The sequence below is a fragment of the Amycolatopsis thermophila genome (assembly GCF_030814215.1).
Classification (GTDB): Bacteria; Actinomycetota; Actinomycetes; order Mycobacteriales; family Pseudonocardiaceae; genus Amycolatopsis_E; species Amycolatopsis_E thermophila.
In genome coordinates, this window is record NZ_JAUSUT010000001.1 from 5,909,406 (window position 1) to 5,928,258 (window position 18,853).

The window sequence follows — 18,853 nt, forward strand, 5'->3', positions numbered from 1 at the left end:
ACGTTTCCAGCCACCTCCCAAGGAGTGACTTCTTTCGTGCGCGACGCGCAGTCACCTGGTGACAGTACGAAGCCGGGTGACGAACCCGGCGTTCCCGAGCACCTCCCCGGCGCGGCACAGGACCGTGACGGCCGATGATGGACGTGCTCCTCTCCGTTCTCGGAGTCCTGTTCTTCGTGTTGCTGACCGTCGGCACCGGTCTCGCGGTGGCCGCCGAGTTCTCGCTGACCGCGCTCGAGCGCAGCACGGTCGAGGCCAACGTCCGCCAGGTCGGTGACCGGCGCTCCCGCACCGTCCGCAAGGCGCATTCGACCCTGTCGTTCCAGCTCTCCGGCGCGCAGGTCGCGATCACGCTGACCACGCTGGTCACCGGGTACGTCGCCGAGCCGCTGATCGGCAACCTGGTCCGCCCGCTGCTGACCACCACCGGCCTGTCCGCGGGCGTCGCCGCCGGGGCCTCCGTCGTCGTCGCGCTGCTGCTGGCGACCATCCTGTCGATGGTGCTCGGTGAGATGGCGCCGAAGAACCTCGCCGTGGCCAAGCCGCTGGAGACCGCGCGCGCCGTGATGGGCTACCACTCGCGGTTCTCGGCGCTGTTCCGCTGGCTGATCACGCTGATGAACAACAGCGCCAACTTCCTGGTCCGCAAGTTCGGCATCGAGCCGCAGGAGGAACTGCGCTCGGCCCGCTCGCCGCAGGAGCTCGGCTCGATCGTGCGGTCCAGCGCCGAGAGCGGCACCCTGGACACCTCCACCGCGCAGCTGCTGGACAAGTCGCTGCGCTTCGGCGACCGCACCGCCGAGGAGCTGATGACCCCGCGCGTGCAGGTCCAGTCGCTGACCGTGGGCGACACGATCAACGACCTGGTGGAGCTGTCGCGGCGCACCGGGTTCTCCCGCTTCCCCGTCTACACCGAGGACCTGGACGACGTGCAGGGCGCGGTGCACGTCAAGCAGGCCTTCGCGGTGCCGGCCGCCGAGCGCGCGACGGTGAAGATCGGGTCGGTCATGCGGCCGGTGCCCACCGTGCCCGAGTCGCTGCCCGGCGACGCGCTGCTGTCGCGGCTGCGGGCCTCGCGCTTCCAGCTGGCGATGGTCGTCGACGAGTACGGCGGCACCGCGGGCCTGGTGACGCTGGAGGACGTGGTCGAGGAGATCATCGGCGACGTCCGGGACGAGCACGACACCGGCGAGGCCCCGTCGTCGCAGCGGGTCGGCACGGACGCCTGGCTGGTCTCCGGCCAGCTGCGCGCCGACGAGGTCACCGACATCACCGGGTTCCGGATGCCCGACGGGGACTACGAAACCATCGCCGGGCTGGTGCTGGAGCGGCTCGGCCGCATCCCCGGCCCGGGTGATTCCACCGTGGTCGACGGGTGGTGCCTGACGGTGTCCGAAATGGACCGCCACCGCATCGCCGAGGTGAGCCTGCGACCGCTCGATGACGCGCGGACCGGGGAGGTGGCGCGGTGAACGACTGGCTCGCCATCTTCCTGATCGTCGTCCTGCTGCTGCTCAACGCGTTCTTCGTGGGTGCGGAGTTCACCCTGATCTCGTCGCGCCGCGACCGCCTGGAGGCCCTGCTGGAACAGGGCAAGACGCGCGCCAAGATCGTGATCAACGCCAGCAGGCACGTGTCGCAGATGCTCGCCGGCGCCCAGCTGGGCATCACGATCAGCTCGCTGCTGCTGGGCCGCCTGGGCGAACCGGCGGTCGCGCACCGGCTCCAGGCGCTGTTCGAGCTGCTCGGCCTGCCGGACGTGGTGCTGCACGCGGTGTCGTTCGCGATCGCGCTGACCTTCATCACGATCCTGCACGTGCTGATCGGCGAGATGGTGCCGAAGAACCTCGCCATCGCCGAACCGGAGCGGCTCGCGCTGTGGCTGGTGCCGATCGCCGTCGGCTGGGTCAAGCTCACCAAGCCGTTCATCTGGCTGCTCAACGCGATGGCCAACTCGCTGCTGCGGCTGATCCGGGTGCAGCCCAAGGACGAGCTGGAGACCGCCTACACCTCCGATGAGCTGGCCGAACTGCTGTCGGAGTCCCGCCGCGAGGGCCTGCTCGAGCAGTCCGAGCACGAGCGGCTCAGCCAGACCCTGTCGTCGGTGGAGAAGACCGTCGGCGACGTCCTGGTGCCCACCGCCGAGCTCACCACGCTGTCCAGCACGCCGACGATGGGCGACGTCGAGGAGGCGGTGTCCTCGACCGGCTTCTCCCGCTACCCGCTGCGCTCCGAGGACGGCGAGCTGATCGGCTACCTGCACGTGAAGGACGTGCTCGACCAGATCGGCGACGCCCCGTCGAGCACCGTGCCGCGCGGCAAGACCCGGGCGCTCACCGACCTGCCGGTGCACGCCCGGCTCGACGAGGCGCTGTCCGCCATGCGGCGCGAGGGCAGCCACCTGGCCCGCGCGCGCGGCGACGACGGCACGGTGATCGGTGTCGTCGCGCTGGAGGACCTGGTCGAGGAGTACGTGGGCACGGTCCGCGACGGCACACACGTGACCGCGTGATGCAGGTCCTGGCCGAGGACGAGTGGCGGGCGCGCGAACGGCACCACGTCCCGCGCGTCCGCCGCTGGACCGCGCCCTACCAGCGGCGCCGGTCCCGCGGGGAGAAGCACCCCGTGCACGACTTCCTGTTCCAGTACTACCCGCACCGTCCGGCGCACCTCGAGCGGTGGAGCCCGGGACCGGGGGTGGTGCTGGCCGGTCCGGCGGCGCGGGAGTTCCTGGGGCGGCCGGAGTTCCGGGAGACGCGCGAGGGGGTGACGCTCGGGGACCTGCCGGTCAAGCGCGTCCCGGCGGTGCGGGCGCTGCTCGTGCTGCTGGAGGCGACGGCGTCGCGGCCGCCGCGGCTGAGCTGTTTCGGGCTGCACGAGTGGGCCATGGTGTACCGGCAGGCACCGGAGCAGGTGCGGCACAGCCAGCTGCCGCTGCGGCTCGGCCCGGCGGGCACCGACACGGTCGTCGAGTCGCTGGACCTGCGCTGCGGGCACTTCGACGCGTTCCGGTTCTTCACCGGGCCGGCGCGGCCGCGCAACGCGTGGCAGCCGACGCGGGAACGTCAGGCCGAGTTGGAGCAGCCCGGGTGCCTGCACGCCAACATGGACCTGTACCGGGCGGCGTTCAAGCTCGATCCGTTCGTGCCCTCCGAGCTCGTCGCGGACTGCTTCGAGCTCGCGGTGGAGATCCGCGAACTGGACATGCGCGCCAGCCCGTACGATTTGTCGGGGCTGGGCTACTCCCCCGTGCGGATCGAGACCGCCCGGGGGCGCGCGGAGTACGCGCGGGCCCAGGCGGCGTTCGCCGCCCGGGCGGAGCCGTTGCGCACTCGGCTGATCGAGCACTGCCGGACGCTCCTCGCGCAGCGGCAGTAACAGTCAGTCCTGCGATTTTCGTGGGTTCATCACGTTTCGCTAACGGCAAACCCCTGTTAGGGTGAACGTCGTTTGTCGGAGCGCACGGAGAGTTGAGGAAGAGCACGCATGGGGCGACACAGCAGGGGCGACGACCCCGCTCACGGCCGTCCTCAGGCTGGGGAGTCCACCGGGTACCGGCGTGCGGCCGCGCGGCCGGGCGAAGTCGTGGGTTCCTTCCCGGTGGATCGCGGCTCCGCCGGCGGTTACCAGCGCGTGCCGGGCAGCACTCCGGGCGAGACGACGGGCAGCCGCCGCGCCGTGGGCGAGTTCGCGGGCCCCGGCGAAGTGACCGGGAGCCGCACCGGGTCCCGGCCGGCGGGGCCGGGGTTGCGCGCTCCGGGCGAGACCACGGGCAGCCGCCGGGCGATCACGGCCGAGGCGGCCGACGGCCGCCGCGCGCCGGTGGGGGCGGGCGCCGCCGAGACCACGGGCAGCAGGCGTGCGATCGCGGGCGCCTCGGAGACCACCGGCAGCCGCCGCGCGGTGGGCGAGTCGACCGGCTACCGCCGGGCCGGGACGGGCGAAAGCACCGGCAGCAGCCGGATCCTCGGCGCGGACGGGCGTCCTCAGCTCGGGCGCCGCCGGGCCGGCGCGAGCGAGTCGACCGGCTCGCACCGCGTCACGCCGCCCGGGGAGGCCACCGGCTCGCACCGGGTGGTCGGCGAGACCAAACGCGGCATCGCGAAGTGGCCGCTCGTCGCCGGGGGCTTCGTCGTGCTCCTCGTCCTCGGGCTCCTCGCCTGGGGCTGGGCCGGCAACATCGTCAACAGCCGCGCCGAGGCCCAGGCCGCCGCCTGCCCCGAGGGCGACTCGAACCTCAGCGTGGCCACCGCCCCGTCCGTGGCGCCCGCTGTCACCGCGGCCGCCGAGCGGTGGAACCAGGCGAAGACCGTCGTGCACGCCCACTGCGTCCAGGTCCACGTGCAGGCCATCGACGACCAGCGCGTGCTGCTCGCCCTCACCGGGCGCGGCAACGTCGACTCGATCGGCGGGCAGCCCGCCGTGTGGATCCCGGAGACCACGGCGGCGATCACCGAGCTGACCACCGCCCGGCCCACCCTGCTGACCTCCCCGGCCGAGTCCGTGGCGACCACCGCCACCGCCGACTACCCGTGCGCGGTGCTCACCACCGACGACGTCGACGAGGTCCAGCAGCGCGCCGCCCAGGCGTTCCGCAACTACCTGCAGGAACCGGCGCAGAAGGCCGACTTCGCCCGGGTCCTCACACCCGGCGCGTAGCGGCGTTCCCGGCGTTCCCGGCCACCGGGCTACGCCCGCGCGCGGTCGCGGCCCGGGCTGCTCACTACCGCGGCCGCCCTGCCTGATGTGGTGAGCCTCGGTGCGCCTGGAACGCCCCGGTCACGCCGGTGCCGGGCCAGTGAGGACCGCGCGGGTGGCCGCGTCGGCCGGGTAGAACGACTCGATCACCAGCTCGGCGAGCGTGACGTCGAGCGCTGTGCCGAACGTCGCGACCGTGGACAGCAGCCTCAGCTCGCCGTCCCCGTGCCGCAGCCGCAGCGGGACGAACACCGAGCCCGGCGGCATCTCGCCCGCCGGCTGGTCGCACGGGTAGGCGCTCACTTCGGCCAGCAGGTCCGCCAGGTCCTGGTCGGCGGTGATCTCCACCTGCCGCCGCAGCCGTCCGAGCAGCTCCGCCCGCCACTGCCCCAGGTTCACCACGTGCGGCGCGAGACCGCGCGGGTGCAGGGCCACGCGCAGGACGTTCACCGGCGGTTCGAGCAGTTCCGGGGCGACCCGTGCGGTCAGCAGGGCGAGGCCGCTGTTGGATTCGACCAGGTCCCAGCCGCGGTCGACGACCAGCGCCGGGTACGGCTCGTGCCCGGCGAGCAGGTGCCGGACGGCCTCCAGCGCGGCACCCAGGTCGGTGAGCGCGTTCTCCGGGTAGACCGGGGCGTAACCGGCCGACAGCAGCATCCGGTTGCGTTCCCGCAGCGGCACGTCCAGCCGCTCCCCCAGGCGCAGCACCATGTCGCGGCTGGGCCGGGACCGGCCGTTTTCCAGGAAGCTCAGGTGGCGGGTGGAGATCTCCGCGGACAGGGCGAGGTCGAGCTGGCTGAGCCGGCGGCGTTCCCGCCAGTGCCGCAGTTGCTCCCCGACGGGGCGCTGCATGGTCGTCACCGCACCGAATCTACGGGCGGCCCGGCGGTGCTGCCATTACCTCCGGCGTAATCGACGGCACGCGCGATCCGGGCGATCGTGATCAGGTCACACCGACCGAGATCAGGAGGATCGCATGTCCGACTACACCACCCTCGCCCAGCGCTACATCGACGTGTGGAACGAGACCGACGCGGACAAGCGGCGGGCGCTCGTCGGCGAGGTGTTCACCCCGGAGGCCACCTACACGGACCCGCTGGGCGCGGTGCGCGGCGCCGACGGGGTGGACGGGTTCATCGCCGGGGCTCAGCAGCAGTTCGCCGGCCTGGAGTTCCAGCTGGGCGGCGCGGTCGACGGGCACCACGACCAGGCCCGCTTCACCTGGCACCTGGGCGTTCCGGGCTCGGACGAGCCGCTGGCGATCGGGTTCGACGTGGTCGTCATCGAGGACGGCCGCATCGCCCAGGTGCTGGGGTTCCTGGACAAGATGCCGGGCTGACACCGCCGGCCCGGACCCCCAGGTCCGGGCCCTCCCCACTCTGTCCGTGCCCCGTCAGGGCGCCTGAGAGGTTCACCCGAGAGTTAGCCGGGTTTGCACCTTCGGCGGGGCCGGACGGAGTTGTGCCCGTCGGCCCGCTTTCCAGAGGCGTCTCGTCCGCGCGGTCCGGGGTGCCTGAGAGGTTCCGGGGAGGATTTGCTCCTTCGGCGCCGGGCACGGTGGTGGTGGGCCCGGTCTCTCCCGCGCGGCTTCGGCGACCGCGTCGGTCAGCCTACTCCCCGGTATCGTGGGGCGATCAGCCGGTCCGGCGGGCGTTGCGGCGCTGGGTCAGTTCGTCCGGGACGACCGCTTCGACCTCGCCGCCGTCGGCGCGTTCGGCCGGGAACTCGTGGATGGTGCCGCTGATCTCCTGCATCGGGACCTTGACCGCGATGCCGAACACGCCCTGCCCGCCCTGGAGCAGATCCACGATCTCCTCCGGGGAGGTGCACTCGTAGACCGTCGTGCCGTCGGAAACCAGCGTGACCTTCGCCAGGTCACGGGCGCCGCGTTTGCGGAGGTGCTCGACGGCGACGCGGATGTTCTGCAGCGAGACACCGGTGTCGAGTAAACGCTTGACGATCTTGAGGGCGAGGATGTCCTTGAACGAGTACAGCCGCTGCGAACCCGACCCGTGGGCCGTGCGGATGCTCGGTGCGACGAGCCCGGTGCGCGCCCAGTAGTCCAGCTGCCGGTAGGTGATGCCGGCGATCTGACAGGCCGCGGGACCCCGGTATCCGACCAGCTCGTCAGGCAGGGACGAGTCCGGGAAGAGCTCACCCTGCTCTCCCGGCACGACCTGAACCGGCCTTTCGTCGACCACGCATGCCTCCCCTCGCCCGGCCGTGGTGGCCGGTCGAAACAAGCACCCGGGGCCCTGGAAGTAGGACCCGCGGCAGTGGCGAACCGCCGGTGTGCCCCAGTGACCGCGCCGCGGCCGAATCACACCGAAGCGATTTACCGCCATCGACGGTATGCGCGGGGAAGCGCCCGGTCAACGCGACGCGCGGCCCGCCTCGGACCTGTCTTGCGAGCGGCCCGGAAAATGCGTCCCGACCACGGTTACCCGGTCAGGTAATTTTCGCTGGTTCCCGGCCCCGGATGCGCCGAAGGGGCCCTCCCGGCCGGTGCTCGAGCCGGGAAGACCCCTTCGGCGCCGCCGGAGGCGGCCGGAACCACTCAGGTGTCCGCGCCGCGGAAATCCTCCGGCGAGACGGATTCGAGAAACTCGCGGAACTTCTCGACCTCGTCCTCCTGCTCGTCCGGGATGATCAGCCCGGCCTCGTCGAGCACCGCGTCCACGGCGTGGATCGGCACGCCGACGCGCAGCGCCAGCGCCACCGAGTCGCTCGGCCGCGCGGACACCCGCACGTCGCCGTCGAAGACCAGCTCGGCGAAGAACGTGCCCTCGCGCAGGTCGGTGATCACGACCTGCTCCAGCTCCCGGCCCAGTGCGCCGATGACCTCCTTGAGGAGGTCGTGGGTCAGTGGGCGGGCGGGGCGGACGCCCTGCTGCTCGAGCGCGATCGCGGTGGCTTCCACCGACCCGATCCAGATCGGGAGGTACCGCTCACCCTGCGCCTCCCGCAGCAACAAGATCGGCTGATTCGCGGGCAACTCGACCCGCACGCCGACGACGCGCATTTCGCTCATCGGGCTTCGCCTCCCTCTCGTGTGCGCGGGCCGCAGCGCTGGTCCGAGGGCCCCGCATCGACATCTCCGACGCTACCCCCCATCCCGACGCTGTGCTCGCTCTGGGAACCGCGTGGCGGTCGCATGGATCGTTCCGGCAAATCCATCACCAACGGTACGGCATCGGCGGCCCCGTGCGGAGACCTGAAACCATGTCATTACCGTCGTGTCCGGTGACCAGCGGTGATCGAGAGCGGCCGGACACGGTCACCCGCCCGTGAAGTCCCGGATGCCCGCTTTGACGAGCAGGGTGTGCAAGCTCACCGACAGCGCCGCGAACTGGCGGGCGATCTCGTCCGCGCGCACCTGGGCCTCCGCGTCGCGGTGCCGGGACACCGGCGTGACGATCTGCTGCAGCAGCCCGACCTCGCGGTCCGCCGACGCCCGGAACGCCCGCAGGTGCCGTGGCTCGATGCCGAACTCGGTCATCGCGCGGACGGTGCGGGCCACCTGCACCGCGTCCGGGTCGTAGAACCCGGCGGCGCCGGCCCGGATCAGCCCGTACTGCTCGAGCTCGGCGAGCAGCGCGGTGTCGATCCCGGCCTCGGCGAGCAGGTCCTCCCGCGTGAGGCGGACGTCGCGGCCCGGTGCGAAGTCGTCGGGACGGGGCAGCCCGTCCCCCGCGGCCGGCGCGGCCGGCAGCGACACGAGCTTGCGCGGCAGCCGCCCGCCGAGCCCCTGCCCGTCGGTCAGGCCGCGGTCGGCGGCGTCGAGCTGCTCCTTGATGACCTTGAGCGGGAGGTAGTGGTCCCGCTGCGCGGCCAGCACGAACCGCAGCCGCTCGACGTCCGCCGCGGAGAACTGCCGGTATCCGGACGCGGTCCGGCCCGGGCGGACCAGCCCCTCGGACTCGAGGAACCTGATCTTGGAGATGGTGACATCGGGGAAGTCCGGGCGCAGCTGCGCCAGCACCGCCCCGATGCTCAGTCCATCACGCTGTGGCCGCCCGGCAGCCGTCACCGCGCCCCCTGGCCCCCGTGCCCCGGGCCGGTCAGGAAGACCAGGCGGAACTTGCCGATCTGCACCTCGTCCCCGCCCGCGAGCACCGCCTGGTCGACCGGCTCGCGGTTGACGTAGGTGCCGTTGAGGCTGCCCACGTCGATGACGACGAACTCCCCGCCCTCGCGGCGGAACTCCGCGTGCCGGCGGGACACGGTGACGTCGTCGAGGAAGATGTCGCTGTCCGGATGACGCCCGGCGCTCGTGGTGTCCCGGTCGAGCAGGAAGCGCGAACCCGCGTTCGGGCCCCGCTTGACCACCAGCAACGCCGTGCCGGCCGGCAGCGCGTCGACGCCGGCGACCGAAGGCTCGGGCGTGGGCGCCTCCTGACCCTCCGCCTCCGCCAGGAAGTCGGCCCGGAAGACCGAGGTCCGCTCCGGAGACTGCTCCGGGGGAACGCCGGGCCCGTCGTTGGTGCTCACCTGAGCTCTCCTCACCACTGATGTGTCGCTGGCTGAAAACCTGTGGCTGTCAACGTACCGTGCCTGATCGATTCGGCCCGCGCGGCTCCCCCCAAAACGCGCCTCAGCCTGCGGTCAGCCGGTTGTAGGCGTCCGCGTCGAGCAGTCCGGCCACGGCCTCGGCGTCGGACACCCGGATCTCGACGAGCCAGCCCTCGCCGTAGGGGTCGCTGTTGATCAGCTCGGGCGAGTCGCTCACCGCGTCGTTGATCGCGACGACCTCACCGTCCACGGGCGCGAACAGCTCGGACACGCTCTTGGTCGACTCGACCTCGCCGAACGGCTCGCCCGCGGTGACCGCCTTGCCGGCCTCGGGCAGGTCGACGAACACCACGTCGCCCAGCTGGTCCTGCGCGTACTCGGTGATCCCCACGCGGACCACGTCCCCGTCACGGGTGGCGACCCACTCGTGCTCCTCGGTGTAGCGCAACTCTTCTGGCGCGGACACTCCACGTCCCCTTTCCTGCCTGCCCCGCTCGCGGGTCTGTCGCGATGCTCGCGCGCAGTCTTACATCCGCGCGGCGGCCCTGGCACGCCGGACCGCCCAGAAGGTCTGCAACAGGTACAGCGCGCCGGACCACACGTACAGCACGGTGCCCCAGGCGGTGAAGGCGTAGGCGATGGGCCGGGCCACCTCGGCCGCCGTCGACGCGCCCTGGGTGAGCAGCAGGAACGGGAACGCGTACATCAGCACGAACGTCGCGGCCTTGCCGATGTAGGTGACCTCGGGCGGGGCGTAACCGTGCCGGCGCAGCACGAGCAGCGCCACGCCGACCAGCAGTTCGCGCCCGATCAGGACCGCGACCAGCCACCACGGCACGATGCCGCGGACCAGGAACGCGATCAGCGTGGCGACGATGTAGAGCCGGTCGGCGGCCGGGTCGAGCAGCTGCCCGAGCCGGCTCGTCTGGTCCAGCCAGCGCGCCAGTTTCCCGTCGAGCCAGTCGGAGAGGCCGCTGAACACCAGCAGCGCCAGGGCCCAGCCGTCGGCCTTCGGGCCGAGCAGGAGCCACAGGAACACCGGGACGCCCGCCAGCCGCAGCAGCGACAGCAGGTTCGGCACGGTCCAGGCCTGCCGCAACAGGCTGGGCTCGGCCGGCTCGGCGCGGGGTTCGATCACGCTGTCACCCTATGCGGTGCCGGACGGCGGCGGCCGCTCGGCTCGGGCGGCCCGGCGGCTAGTTCGCGCGGCGGTGCGACCAGCCGCGGGAGCGCAGGTCGGCGCAGGTGAGAGCGAGGGGGCGGCCGAGGTGGTCGGTACCGACCCAGCGCAGCGAGCCGGCGGCGGATTCGAGGACGTAGGGGCGGCCCTGGCTCCACACGACGGAGCAGGGAGCGGTCGGGAGGGGGTCCGTCTCGGGCGCGGTTTCGGTGCTCAACACGACTGTGGTGTCGCGTCACGGGGCCGAAGTGTTAGCCGCGTGCCAACTGTTCACCCGTGCGGTGGACAATCGTCCACAGTGGATCCCAGCCGGGCGCGTCCTGCCAGGGGTTTCGCTGCGGGCGCGGTAGTTTCCCGGTCCGGGAGGGAACACCGATGACCGCACCGCGACGCGCCCTGGCGCTGCTGCTCCTGTCCGCCGGCGTCCTGGCCGGCTGTACCGATTCACCGGCGACCGCGCCGGACACGACCACGCCGCCACCGCCGTCGAGCGCCCCGGCGGCGTCGACCTCGCCGCCACCGTCGTCCTCGCCGTCACCGGGCACCACCGCCGGGGCGAAGTCGGACGAGTGCGGCACCGTGCGCGCCGCGAGCGGGCTGCTGTTGCAGGTCATGGAGACCACGACGAGCGGGCTGACCTGCGGGCAGGCCACGGACCTGGTGGCCCGGTTCCAGCAGGTGATCGCCGGGCGCCAGCCGGCCGGGTCCACCCGCCCGGTCGGGGAGACCGTCGACGGCTGGCTGTGCGTGTCCGGCCCGCCCGCCTCGCAGGGCGGCACGAGCTGCAGCCGCGGCGACGACACGGTCTTCGCCCGCGTCACCGAGGCGGAGTAGCCGCCCCGCCCCGGCGAGCCGGGGCGGGGCGGGCGCTCAGCCCTTCAGGCCGGGGAAGTCGTCCTCGCGGAACTCGCCCGCGGGACGCGACTCCGGTGCCGCCTGCTCCTTGCCGCGCAGTTCGACGCGGCGGATCTTGCCCGAGATCGTCTTGGGCAGCTCGGCGAACTCCAGGCGCCGGATCCGCTTGTAGGGCGCCAGGTGCTCGCGGCAGAACGCCAGGATGCTCTCCGCGGTGGCGGCGTCCGGCCGGTGACCGGCGGCGAGCACGACGTAGGCCTTGGGCACCGCCAGCCGGATGGGGTCCGGCGCCGGCACGACCGCCGCCTCGGCGACCGCCTCGTGCTCGAGCAGCACGCTTTCCAGCTCGAACGGCGAGATGCGGTAGTCGGAGGCCTTGAAGACGTCGTCGGTGCGGCCGACGTAGGTGATGTAGCCCTTCTCGTCGATCGACCCGACGTCGCCGGTGTGGTAGTAGCCGTCGCGGAACGCCTCCGCGGTGCGCTCGTCGTCGTCGGCGTAGCCGACCATCAGGCCCACCGGCCGCTCGGCGAGGTCGAGGCAGATCTCGCCCTCGTCGGCCGGCTCCCCGCTGACCGGGTCGACGAGCACGACCTTGAAGCCGGGCACCGGCCGCCCCATCGAGCCGGACTTGACCTCCTGACCGGGCGTGTTGGCGATCTGCACGCTGGTCTCGGTCTGGCCGAACCCGTCCCGGATGGTCACGCCCCACGCCTTGCGGACCTGCTCGATCACCTCCGGGTTGAGCGGCTCACCGGCCCCGACCACCTTCACCGGCGGGGTTTCCAGCGCCCCGAGGTCGGCCTGGATCAGCATCCGCCACACCGTCGGCGGCGCGCAGAAACTGGTGATCCCGCAGCGCTGCATCTGTCCCATCAGCGCGACGGCGTCGAAGCGCGAGTAGTTGTACAGGAACACCGTGGCCTCGGCGTTCCACGGCGCGAACACGTTGCTCCACGCGTGTTTCGCCCAGCCGGGCGAGGAGATGTTGAGGTGCACGTCGCCCGGCTCGAGGCCGATCCAGTACATCGTGGACAGATGCCCGACCGGATAGGACACGTGCGTGTGCTGCACGAGCTTCGGCTTGGCCGTGGTGCCCGAGGTGAAGTACAGCAGCAGCGGGTCGGCCGCGCGGGTGGGACCGTCCGGGGTGAACGATTCCTCCGCGGTGTAGGCGTCGGCGAAGGACAGCCAGCCGTCGGTGCGCCCGCCCACCGCGATGCGCGTGTAGTCGCCGGCGACGTCGGCGAACTTCTCCGCGTCGGCCGAGCGCACCACGACGTGCCTGGCGTTGCCGCGGTCCACGCGGTCACGCAGGTCCGCCGCGCCGAGCAGGGTCGAGGCGGGGATGATCACCGCGCCGAGCTTGATCGCGGCGAGGATCGTCTCCCACAGCTCGACCTGGTTGCCCAGCATCAGGATCAGCCGGTCGCCGCGGCGCACGCCGTGCCCGCGCAGCCAGTTGGCCACCTGGTTGGAGCGGCGGGACATCTCGGGGTAGGTCCAGCGGCCCTCGGTGCCGTCCTCCTCCACGATCCACAGCGCGTACTTCTCCGCGTTCGCCTCGTCGGCGGCGACCACGTCGAACCAGTCCAGCGCCCAGTTGAACTCGTCGAGGTCCGGCCAGCGGAAGTCGCGGTAGGCGGCGTCGTAGTCCTCGCGGTGCGCGACCAGGAAGTCGCGCGCCTCGCGGAACCGCTGGTGAGCGGCTGAATGGACACTGCTCATGGGGTCTCTCCTCACTCGCCCGTGAATTCCGGTGTCCGGCGTTCGAGGAACGCCTGCACCGCTTCCTGCAGGTCCTTGCTGGGCAGGAACGCCGCGTTCCAGGTGGAGACGTAGCGCAGCCCCTCGGCGGCCCGCCGCTCGACCTCCAGCGACAGCACCTCCTTGACGCCCTGCACGACCAGTGGCGGGTTGGCGGCGATCTCGCGCGCCAGCTCCTCGGCTGCCGCCAGCACCGCCTCCTGGTCGTCGTGGACGTCGTTGACCAGCCCGATCTTCTCCGCGCGGGCCGCGTCGATGTCCTTGCCGGTGTAGGCGAGCTCCCGCAGGTGGCCCTCGCCGATGATCCCGGCCAGCCGCTGCAGGCTGCCCAGGTCGGCCACGATCGCGACCTTCGCCTCGCGCACGCTGAACTTCGCGTCCGCGCTGGCCAGGCGGATGTCGGCGGCCGCGATCAGGTCCACGCCGCCGCCGATGCACCAGCCCGACACCGCGGCGATCACCGGTGTGCGGCACTGCGCCACGGCGGTGACGCTGTCCTGCAGGACGCGGATCTCGCGCAGGAACTCGGTGCGCGGGCCGGCCAGTGCGTCACCGGCCAGCAGCGGTGCCCAGGCGCCCATCATCGCCGGCAGGTCCAGTCCGTAGGAGAAGTTCCGGCCGCTGCCGGTCAGCACGATGGCGCGCACCGCGGGGTCGGCGTCCAGGGTGCGGAACACGATCGGCAGCTCGCGCCAGAAGTCCGGGCCCATCGCGTTGCCCTTCCCCGGCCCGAGCAGGGTCACCCGGGCGATCGGGCCGGTGCGCTCGACGGCGAGCGAAACCAGGTCCGGCAGCTTGTCGGCGGTCTCAGTCATGGCTGTCATCTTGACGCATCCGGACGCATACGCGCGCAGACGCCTGCGCGGGGCGTGCCGGGATGGTTTCCTGATCGTCATGTTGACCCGTCCCCTGGAGACCACCGGACTGGCCGCCGCGTTCACGTTCGAGGGCCATCGGCTCTGCTACACCGAGTTCGGCACCGGCGATGAAGTCGTCGTGCTCGCACACGGCCTGATGTTCACCCGGCGGATGCACGCCCCGCTCGCCCGCAGGCTCGCCGCGGACGGGTTCCGGGTGATCACCCTGGACCTGCTCGGGCACGGCGACTCGGACCGGCCGGGCGAGTCGTGGCACTACTCCATCCCCGCGTTCGGCGACCAGGTGGTGGCGCTGCTGGACCACCTGGACATCGACCGGGCGGTGGTCGGCGGGACGTCACTGGGCGCGAACGTGGCGCTGGAGGCCGCGGTGACGGCGCCGGAGCGGCTGCGCGGCATCGTGGTGGAGATGCCGGTGCTGGACAACGCGATCGTGGCCGGCCTGCTGGCCTTCACACCGCTGCTGTTCGCGGCCCGGTTCGTGCCGTTCGGCGTGCGGGCGGTCGCGAAGGCGGCCGCGCTGGTGCCGCACGGCAGCCAGTGGGTCGACGTCGTCACCGACACCCTCGACCAGCGCCCGGCGGCGATGGCCGCGCTGCTGCACGGCGTGTTCTTCGGCCGGATCGCGCCGCCGCGGTCGGTGCGCCGCCGGATCGCGGTGCCGGCACTGGTGATCGGCCACCAGGGCGACCCGATCCACCCGTTCGGCGACGCCGACACGCTGGCCGCCGACCTGCCCGACGCGGAGTTCGTGCAGGCCCGCAGCCCGGTCGAGCTGCGGTTCGACCCGCAACGCCTGACCGCGGCGATCCTGGACTTCGTGCGCCGCTGCTACCGGAGCTGATCCGGCAGCAGGCCCGCGACGGGGCCGATCACGATCACCGCGGGCGGCCGCACCCCGGCGGCCTTCGCGCTCTCGGCGGCGGTGTCCAGGGTGAAGCGGTGCACGCGCTGGGTGGGCATGGTGCCGTTCTCCACGATCGCGACCGGCGTGCCGGCCGGGCGGCCACCGTCGAGCAGCGCGCGGGCGAACTGGCCGAGTCGTTCCACGCCCATCATCAGCACGATCGTGCCGCGCAGCTTGGCCAGCGCCGCCCAGTCGGTCAGCGAGCTCTCGTGGTCCGGCGCGACGTGCCCGGACACGACGACCACCTCGTGCGCGACCCCGCGGTGGGTGACCGGCACGCCGGCGGCGGCGGGACCGGCGATCGAGCTGGTGATGCCCGGCACCACCGTGACCGGGACCCCGGCCTCGGCGCAGGCCAGCAGCTCCTCGAAGCCGCGGCCGAACACGTACGGGTCGCCGCCCTTGAGGCGGACCACGAACCGGCCGGCCTTGGCGTGCTCGATCAGGGTGGCGTTGATGAACTCCTGGCTCGCGGCGCGGCCGTAGGGGATCTTGGCGGCGTCGACGACCTCCACGTCGGGGGACAGCTCGTCGAGCAGCTCGCGCGGCGCGAGCCGGTCGGCCACCACGACGTCGGCGCGGGCGAGCAGGCGGCGGCCCTTGACGGTGATGAGTTCCGGATCGCCCGGGCCGCCGCCGACGAGCGCGACGCCGGGCAGCTCGGCGGCGTCCGGCGGGGCGATGTCGTCGGCGATCGCGCCGGTGTGCAGGGCCTCCACGATGTTGTCCCGCACCGCGGCCGACCGCAGCGGCTGGCCGCCGGACAGGACGCCGAGGACGAGGCCCTCGTGGCGGCCGACGGCGGCGGTGACGGCGCTGCCCTCGGTGCCGGCGTCGGCGCGGACGCAGAACACGCGGCGGCGCTCGGCCTCGGCGCACACGGCGGCGTTGACCTCGGGGTCGTCGGTGCAGGCCAGCGCGTACCAGGCGCCGTCGAGGTCGCCGTCGGCGTAGCGGCGCTGGTGCCAGACCACCTCGCCGGCGTCGATCATCCCGCTCACCGCCGGGGTGGTCGCCGGGGAGATCAGCTCGACCGCGGCGCCGGCGCTGATCAGGCGCGGCAGCCGGCGCTGGGCGACGGTCCCGCCGCCGACGAGCACCACGCGCCGCCCGGCGAGATCGAGGCCGACGAGGTAGTGCTGGTCTTCAGGCATGCGGACAAGCATGCCTGCCGGCAGCCCCGAAGACACCTCAGGGTTGCGGGAGTGTGAGCAACTCCGTATCGCCGGCACCCTTGAACGCCCGGCCCGAACCGCCCCACCTCGACGATCACGTGGCGGAACCGAGCACCGGGGAAACGGCGGCAGGGAACGGTTAGTCGGGGCGGTACAGCATGCCGAGGAACTCCCGCAGCAGCCGTTCCCGCAGGGCCGGACGCGCGGTGCCGAGCAGCGCGTTGATCTCCGCCATCCGGTCCGGCAGCCCCGCCCCGCCACCCATCCCGGCCGCGGTGAGCAGGCCGGCGAACTGGTCCGGGGTCAGGGCGTCCGGGTCGAGCGCGGCGACGAACGCGGCCACGTTCTCGTCCACGACGACCGGTCCCGCTTCCCGCGCCGCGCCGACCGACGCGCGCAGGTCGGCGAGGAATTCCGCTTCGCTGCCCCGGTTCGCGGCGGTCACCGTGAGGTGGAGGTTGACCGGCGAGGACTCGTGGGCGAACTGCGGCTGCACGTACCAGCCGCGCACGCGCATCTCGTCGGCGACGGTGAACAGGTCGAAACTGTCGTCGCCGGTGGTCAGGGCGACGAGCGTCGAGTCCGGTTCGGCGAGCAGGCGCAGGCCGTCGATCTCCGTGACGCCCTTGGCGAGTGCGGTCACGGCGGCGAGTGTCTGCCGGGCCAGCTCCAGGTAGCCGTCGTCGCCGAGGTGCTGGACGACCGCCCAGGCGGCGGCGAGCGGGCCGCCGGAGCGGGTGGACTGGAGTGTGCTGTTCAGCATCGTGTAGCCGGGCCAGCCGGCGCTGGCGAAGTAGTGACCGCGCCGCAGCTCCGCGTCGGCGTGCAGCAGCACCGACACGCCCTTGGGGCAGTAGGCGTACTTGTGCAGGTCGACCGAGACGCTGGTGACGCCCTCGACGGCGAACCCGAACTCCGGCACCGGACGCCCCAGGCGCCGCAGGAACGGCAGGATCCACCCGCCGATGCAGGCGTCGACGTGCATCCGCACCCCGCGCCGGGCGGCCGCGGCGGCGATCGGCGCGATCGGGTCGAGCACGCCGTGGGCGTAGGACGGGGCGCTGGCCACGACCAGCACGGTCGTGTCGTCGATCGCCGCGGCCATCGCGTCCGGGTCCGCGCGGAAGGTGACCGGGTCGGCCGGCACCACGACGGGCCGCACCCGGAACAGGTGCGCGGCCTTGTGGAACGCGGCGTGCGCGGTCGAGGGCAGCACCATGCTCGGCGCGGGCACGTCCGGGCGGCCCTCGCGGGCGGCGAGCACCGCGAGCAGGCAGGACTCGGTGCCGCCGGAGGTCACCGCACCCACGGTGGACGGGGTGCCGCCCACGAGCCCGGCGGCCGCGGCGACCAGGTCGTTCTCCAGGCGCCGCAGGCTCGGGAAGGCCGTCGGGTCGAGGCCGTTGGCGGACGAGGCCAGCGCGTGCGCCTGCGCCGCGAGGTCGTCCACTCCGGACAGGCCGCTGTCGTAGACGTAGGCCAGGGTGCGGCCGCCGTGGGTGGGCAGGTCGCCCGCGCGCAGCTCGCGCAGCTGGGCGAGGACCTCGCGGGCGGGCCTCATCGCGCCTCCAGCACCGAGCGGCGCAGCAGCGGCAGGCCGGCCAGGACCAGGATGCCCGGCAGCAGGGAGAACCCGAGCAGGATCGCGGTGACGGCAGTGCCCGGCTGGGTGGCCGAAGCGTCCACACTGGACACGTAGCCGCCCGCGGAGAGCACGAGCCCGAACAGGCCCGGCCCGAGCGCGAGGCCCAGGGTCTCCGACGCGGTCCACACCCCGGCTGCGATCCCGGCGCGGGTGGCGCCGGTGCGCTCCTCCTCGGCGCTGATCAGGTCCGGCAGGATCGCCAGCGGGAACACCTGGATGCCGGCGTAGCCGACGCCGGCGAGCGCGACGAACACGAACGAGACGCCGACCGGCAGCACCAGCGCCGCGCACAGGCCCGCGCTGCCCGCGCCGAAGGCGAGGCAGGCGAACCGGAAGCCCCACAGCTTGCCCCACCGCGCGCCGATGCGCGGCCACAGCGGCATGGTCAGCAGCGCCGGGAGCACGAACCCGACGAACAGGTAGGTCTGCAGGCCCGCGTCGCCGAACACGTAGCGGGACGCGTAGTTGACCCCGGCCAGGAGAGTGGCCAGGCCGAGCGACTGGACGAAGTAGACGCCGAGCAGCCAGCGGAACGGCCGCCACTGCCGCATGGTGGCCAGCAGCTCGCGCCGGCCCGGGGTGGTCGGGCGCAGGTTGCCGACCGGGGCGCCGCGGGTGCCCAGGTAGACCGCGATGGTGCCGAAGATCATGATCACGCCCATCGCGATGGCCATGACGCGGTAGCCGGTGATGCCGCCGACCTGGTTGGTGATCTCGGGCGCGCCACCGCCGGAGACCAGGATCGCGATCGCGAGCAGGCCGATGCGCCAGCTGGTGAGGCGGGTCCGCTCGTCGTAGGACTCGGTCAGTTCCGCGGGCAGCGCGTTGTAGGGCACCTGGAAGAACGCGAACGCGGTGGCGCACAGGAAGAAGGCGAGGACGACGTACCCGGCGTCGAGCGGTGTGCTGCCGAAACCGGGGTGGGCGAAGATCGCCGCGAACAGCACCGCGACGCCGATCCCGCCGAACAGCACGAACGGCCGCCTGCTGCCGCGTTTCGACAGGCTCGCGTCGGACAGCCGCCCGGCGACCGGGTTGAACACGACGTCCCACGCCTTGGGCACGAGCACGATCGCGCCGGCGGCCGCGCCCGGCACGGCCATCGTGTCGGTGAGGTAGGGCAGCAGCAACAGGCCGGGCACCGTGCCGAACGCGCCGGTGACGAACGACCCGGCGGAGTAGCCGAGCCTGGTCTTGGCCGGTAGGGCGACCATGGTCCTCCGATCGACACCCGAT

20 protein-coding genes and 1 riboswitch are annotated in these 18,853 nt (G+C 72.7%); of the genes, 7 read left to right on the forward strand and 13 right to left on the reverse strand.

The window, feature by feature from the left end:
- The first annotated feature begins 134 nt into the window (after nt 1–134).
- From FB470_RS29015 to FB470_RS29030, 4 genes are all read left to right on the forward strand, one after another.
- Nucleotides 135–1,472, forward strand: coding sequence for a hemolysin family protein (locus FB470_RS29015; protein WP_306996583.1), 1,338 nt, complete (start codon nt 135–137; stop codon nt 1,470–1,472).
- Complete coding sequence (locus FB470_RS29020) at nt 1,469–2,512, forward strand: hemolysin family protein (protein WP_306996584.1); 1,044 nt, start codon at nt 1,469–1,471, stop codon at nt 2,510–2,512. The genes FB470_RS29015 and FB470_RS29020 overlap by 4 nt, the downstream gene beginning before the upstream one ends.
- Nucleotides 2,512–3,378: a 3-methyladenine DNA glycosylase gene (locus FB470_RS29025; protein ID WP_306999531.1), complete on the forward strand. Its 867-nt coding sequence runs from the start codon at nt 2,512–2,514 to the stop codon at nt 3,376–3,378. The genes FB470_RS29020 and FB470_RS29025 overlap by 1 nt, the downstream gene beginning before the upstream one ends.
- Nucleotides 3,379–3,600: 222 nt before the next feature.
- Nucleotides 3,601–4,659, forward strand: coding sequence for a substrate-binding domain-containing protein (locus FB470_RS29030; RefSeq protein WP_306996585.1), 1,059 nt, complete (start codon nt 3,601–3,603; stop codon nt 4,657–4,659).
- A 120-nt stretch (nt 4,660–4,779) separates the two neighbouring features.
- On the opposite strand, the gene FB470_RS29035 is transcribed toward FB470_RS29030, so the two are convergent.
- Nucleotides 4,780–5,550 carry a helix-turn-helix transcriptional regulator gene (locus tag FB470_RS29035; protein ID WP_306999533.1) on the reverse strand — a complete coding sequence of 257 codons (771 nt, stop codon included), beginning with the start codon at nt 5,548–5,550 and terminating at the stop codon, nt 4,780–4,782.
- Between the two features lie 124 nt (nt 5,551–5,674).
- Here FB470_RS29035 and FB470_RS29040 point away from each other — a divergent pair, with 124 nt between their 5' ends.
- A complete protein-coding gene (locus FB470_RS29040; RefSeq protein WP_306996586.1) occupies nt 5,675–6,037 on the forward strand; it encodes a nuclear transport factor 2 family protein in 363 nt (120 codons plus the stop codon).
- 151 nt (nt 6,038–6,188) lie between these two features.
- Nucleotides 6,189–6,290: riboswitch (glycine riboswitch) on the reverse strand.
- Nucleotides 6,291–6,332: 42 nt separating this feature from the next.
- Here the strand turns inward: FB470_RS29040 and FB470_RS29045 are convergent.
- From FB470_RS29045 to FB470_RS29075, 7 genes are all read right to left on the reverse strand, one after another.
- A complete protein-coding gene (locus FB470_RS29045; RefSeq protein WP_306996587.1) occupies nt 6,333–6,899 on the reverse strand; it encodes a MerR family transcriptional regulator in 567 nt (188 codons plus the stop codon).
- A 356-nt stretch (nt 6,900–7,255) separates the two neighbouring features.
- Nucleotides 7,256–7,729, reverse strand: coding sequence for a bifunctional nuclease family protein (locus tag FB470_RS29050; protein WP_179776442.1), 474 nt, complete (start codon nt 7,727–7,729; stop codon nt 7,256–7,258).
- A 246-nt stretch (nt 7,730–7,975) separates the two neighbouring features.
- On the reverse strand, nt 7,976–8,728 hold the full coding sequence (ftsR, locus tag FB470_RS29055; protein WP_306996588.1) for a transcriptional regulator FtsR: 753 nt from the start codon (nt 8,726–8,728) through the stop codon (nt 7,976–7,978).
- A complete protein-coding gene (garA, locus tag FB470_RS29060) occupies nt 8,725–9,189 on the reverse strand; it encodes a glycogen accumulation regulator GarA (protein ID WP_179776444.1) in 465 nt (154 codons plus the stop codon). The genes ftsR and garA overlap by 4 nt, the downstream gene beginning before the upstream one ends.
- A gap of 103 nt (nt 9,190–9,292) precedes the next feature.
- Entirely contained in the window at nt 9,293–9,676 is a 384-nt protein-coding gene (gene gcvH / locus FB470_RS29065; protein WP_306996589.1) for a glycine cleavage system protein GcvH, read from the reverse strand.
- Between the two features lie 60 nt (nt 9,677–9,736).
- Nucleotides 9,737–10,348 (reverse strand): CDP-alcohol phosphatidyltransferase family protein, encoded by a 612-nt coding sequence (locus FB470_RS29070; RefSeq protein WP_306996590.1) that lies wholly within the window; start codon nt 10,346–10,348, stop codon nt 9,737–9,739.
- 58 nt (nt 10,349–10,406) lie between these two features.
- Complete coding sequence (locus tag FB470_RS29075) at nt 10,407–10,610, reverse strand: hypothetical protein (RefSeq protein ID WP_306996591.1); 204 nt, start codon at nt 10,608–10,610, stop codon at nt 10,407–10,409.
- Between the two features lie 155 nt (nt 10,611–10,765).
- On the opposite strand from FB470_RS29075, the gene FB470_RS29080 reads away from it, so the two are divergent.
- Complete coding sequence (locus FB470_RS29080) at nt 10,766–11,224, forward strand: hypothetical protein (RefSeq protein WP_306996592.1); 459 nt, start codon at nt 10,766–10,768, stop codon at nt 11,222–11,224.
- 36 nt (nt 11,225–11,260) lie between these two features.
- Here FB470_RS29080 and FB470_RS29085 read toward each other — a convergent pair whose 3' ends face one another.
- Both FB470_RS29085 and FB470_RS29090 read right to left on the reverse strand, forming a co-directional pair.
- Nucleotides 11,261–12,973 carry an AMP-binding protein gene (locus tag FB470_RS29085; RefSeq protein ID WP_306996593.1) on the reverse strand — a complete coding sequence of 571 codons (1,713 nt, stop codon included), beginning with the start codon at nt 12,971–12,973 and terminating at the stop codon, nt 11,261–11,263.
- Between the two features lie 11 nt (nt 12,974–12,984).
- Nucleotides 12,985–13,827: a crotonase/enoyl-CoA hydratase family protein gene (locus FB470_RS29090; protein WP_306996594.1), complete on the reverse strand. Its 843-nt coding sequence runs from the start codon at nt 13,825–13,827 to the stop codon at nt 12,985–12,987.
- Nucleotides 13,828–13,906: 79 nt separating this feature from the next.
- Between FB470_RS29090 and FB470_RS29095 the strand changes: the two genes are divergently transcribed.
- Nucleotides 13,907–14,734 carry an alpha/beta fold hydrolase gene (locus tag FB470_RS29095; protein ID WP_306996595.1) on the forward strand — a complete coding sequence of 276 codons (828 nt, stop codon included), beginning with the start codon at nt 13,907–13,909 and terminating at the stop codon, nt 14,732–14,734.
- Here the strand turns inward: FB470_RS29095 and cobA are convergent.
- The 3 genes from cobA to FB470_RS29110 form a co-directional block, all read right to left on the reverse strand.
- Nucleotides 14,722–15,951, reverse strand: coding sequence for a uroporphyrinogen-III C-methyltransferase (cobA, locus tag FB470_RS29100; protein WP_306996596.1), 1,230 nt, complete (start codon nt 15,949–15,951; stop codon nt 14,722–14,724). The two genes, FB470_RS29095 and cobA, sit on opposite strands and share 13 nt — an antisense overlap.
- 160 nt (nt 15,952–16,111) lie before the next feature.
- Nucleotides 16,112–17,533 (reverse strand): pyridoxal phosphate-dependent decarboxylase family protein, encoded by a 1,422-nt coding sequence (locus tag FB470_RS29105; protein ID WP_306996597.1) that lies wholly within the window; start codon nt 17,531–17,533, stop codon nt 16,112–16,114.
- The gene (locus FB470_RS29110) at nt 17,530–18,831 is read right to left on the reverse strand and encodes an MFS transporter (RefSeq protein ID WP_306996598.1); all 1,302 of its coding nucleotides are present in this window, start codon (nt 18,829–18,831) and stop codon (nt 17,530–17,532) included. Before FB470_RS29110 ends, FB470_RS29105 begins: the two co-directional genes overlap by 4 nt.
- Between the last annotated feature and the right edge of the window lie 22 nt (nt 18,832–18,853).

Bases quoted from the DNA above. Each gene is read 5' to 3' on its own strand.
- FB470_RS29015 (WP_306996583.1), top strand. From the start codon at position 135: ATGATGGACGTGCTCCTCTCCGTTCTCGGAGTCCTGTTCTTCGTGTTG.
- FB470_RS29025 (WP_306999531.1), top strand. From the start codon at position 2,512: ATGCAGGTCCTGGCCGAGGACGAGTGGCGGGCGCGCGAACGGCACCAC.
- FB470_RS29035 (WP_306999533.1), bottom strand. From the start codon at position 5,550: ATGCAGCGCCCCGTCGGGGAGCAACTGCGGCACTGGCGGGAACGCCGC.
- FB470_RS29040 (WP_306996586.1), top strand. From the start codon at position 5,675: ATGTCCGACTACACCACCCTCGCCCAGCGCTACATCGACGTGTGGAAC.
- FB470_RS29050 (WP_179776442.1), bottom strand. From the start codon at position 7,729: ATGAGCGAAATGCGCGTCGTCGGCGTGCGGGTCGAGTTGCCCGCGAAT.
- FB470_RS29080 (WP_306996592.1), top strand. From the start codon at position 10,766: ATGACCGCACCGCGACGCGCCCTGGCGCTGCTGCTCCTGTCCGCCGGC.
- FB470_RS29085 (WP_306996593.1), bottom strand. From the start codon at position 12,973: ATGAGCAGTGTCCATTCAGCCGCTCACCAGCGGTTCCGCGAGGCGCGC.
- FB470_RS29090 (WP_306996594.1), bottom strand. From the start codon at position 13,827: ATGACTGAGACCGCCGACAAGCTGCCGGACCTGGTTTCGCTCGCCGTC.
- FB470_RS29095 (WP_306996595.1), top strand. From the start codon at position 13,907: ATGTTGACCCGTCCCCTGGAGACCACCGGACTGGCCGCCGCGTTCACG.
- cobA (WP_306996596.1), bottom strand. From the start codon at position 15,951: ATGCCTGAAGACCAGCACTACCTCGTCGGCCTCGATCTCGCCGGGCGG.
- FB470_RS29105 (WP_306996597.1), bottom strand. From the start codon at position 17,533: ATGAGGCCCGCCCGCGAGGTCCTCGCCCAGCTGCGCGAGCTGCGCGCG.
- FB470_RS29110 (WP_306996598.1), bottom strand. From the start codon at position 18,831: ATGGTCGCCCTACCGGCCAAGACCAGGCTCGGCTACTCCGCCGGGTCG.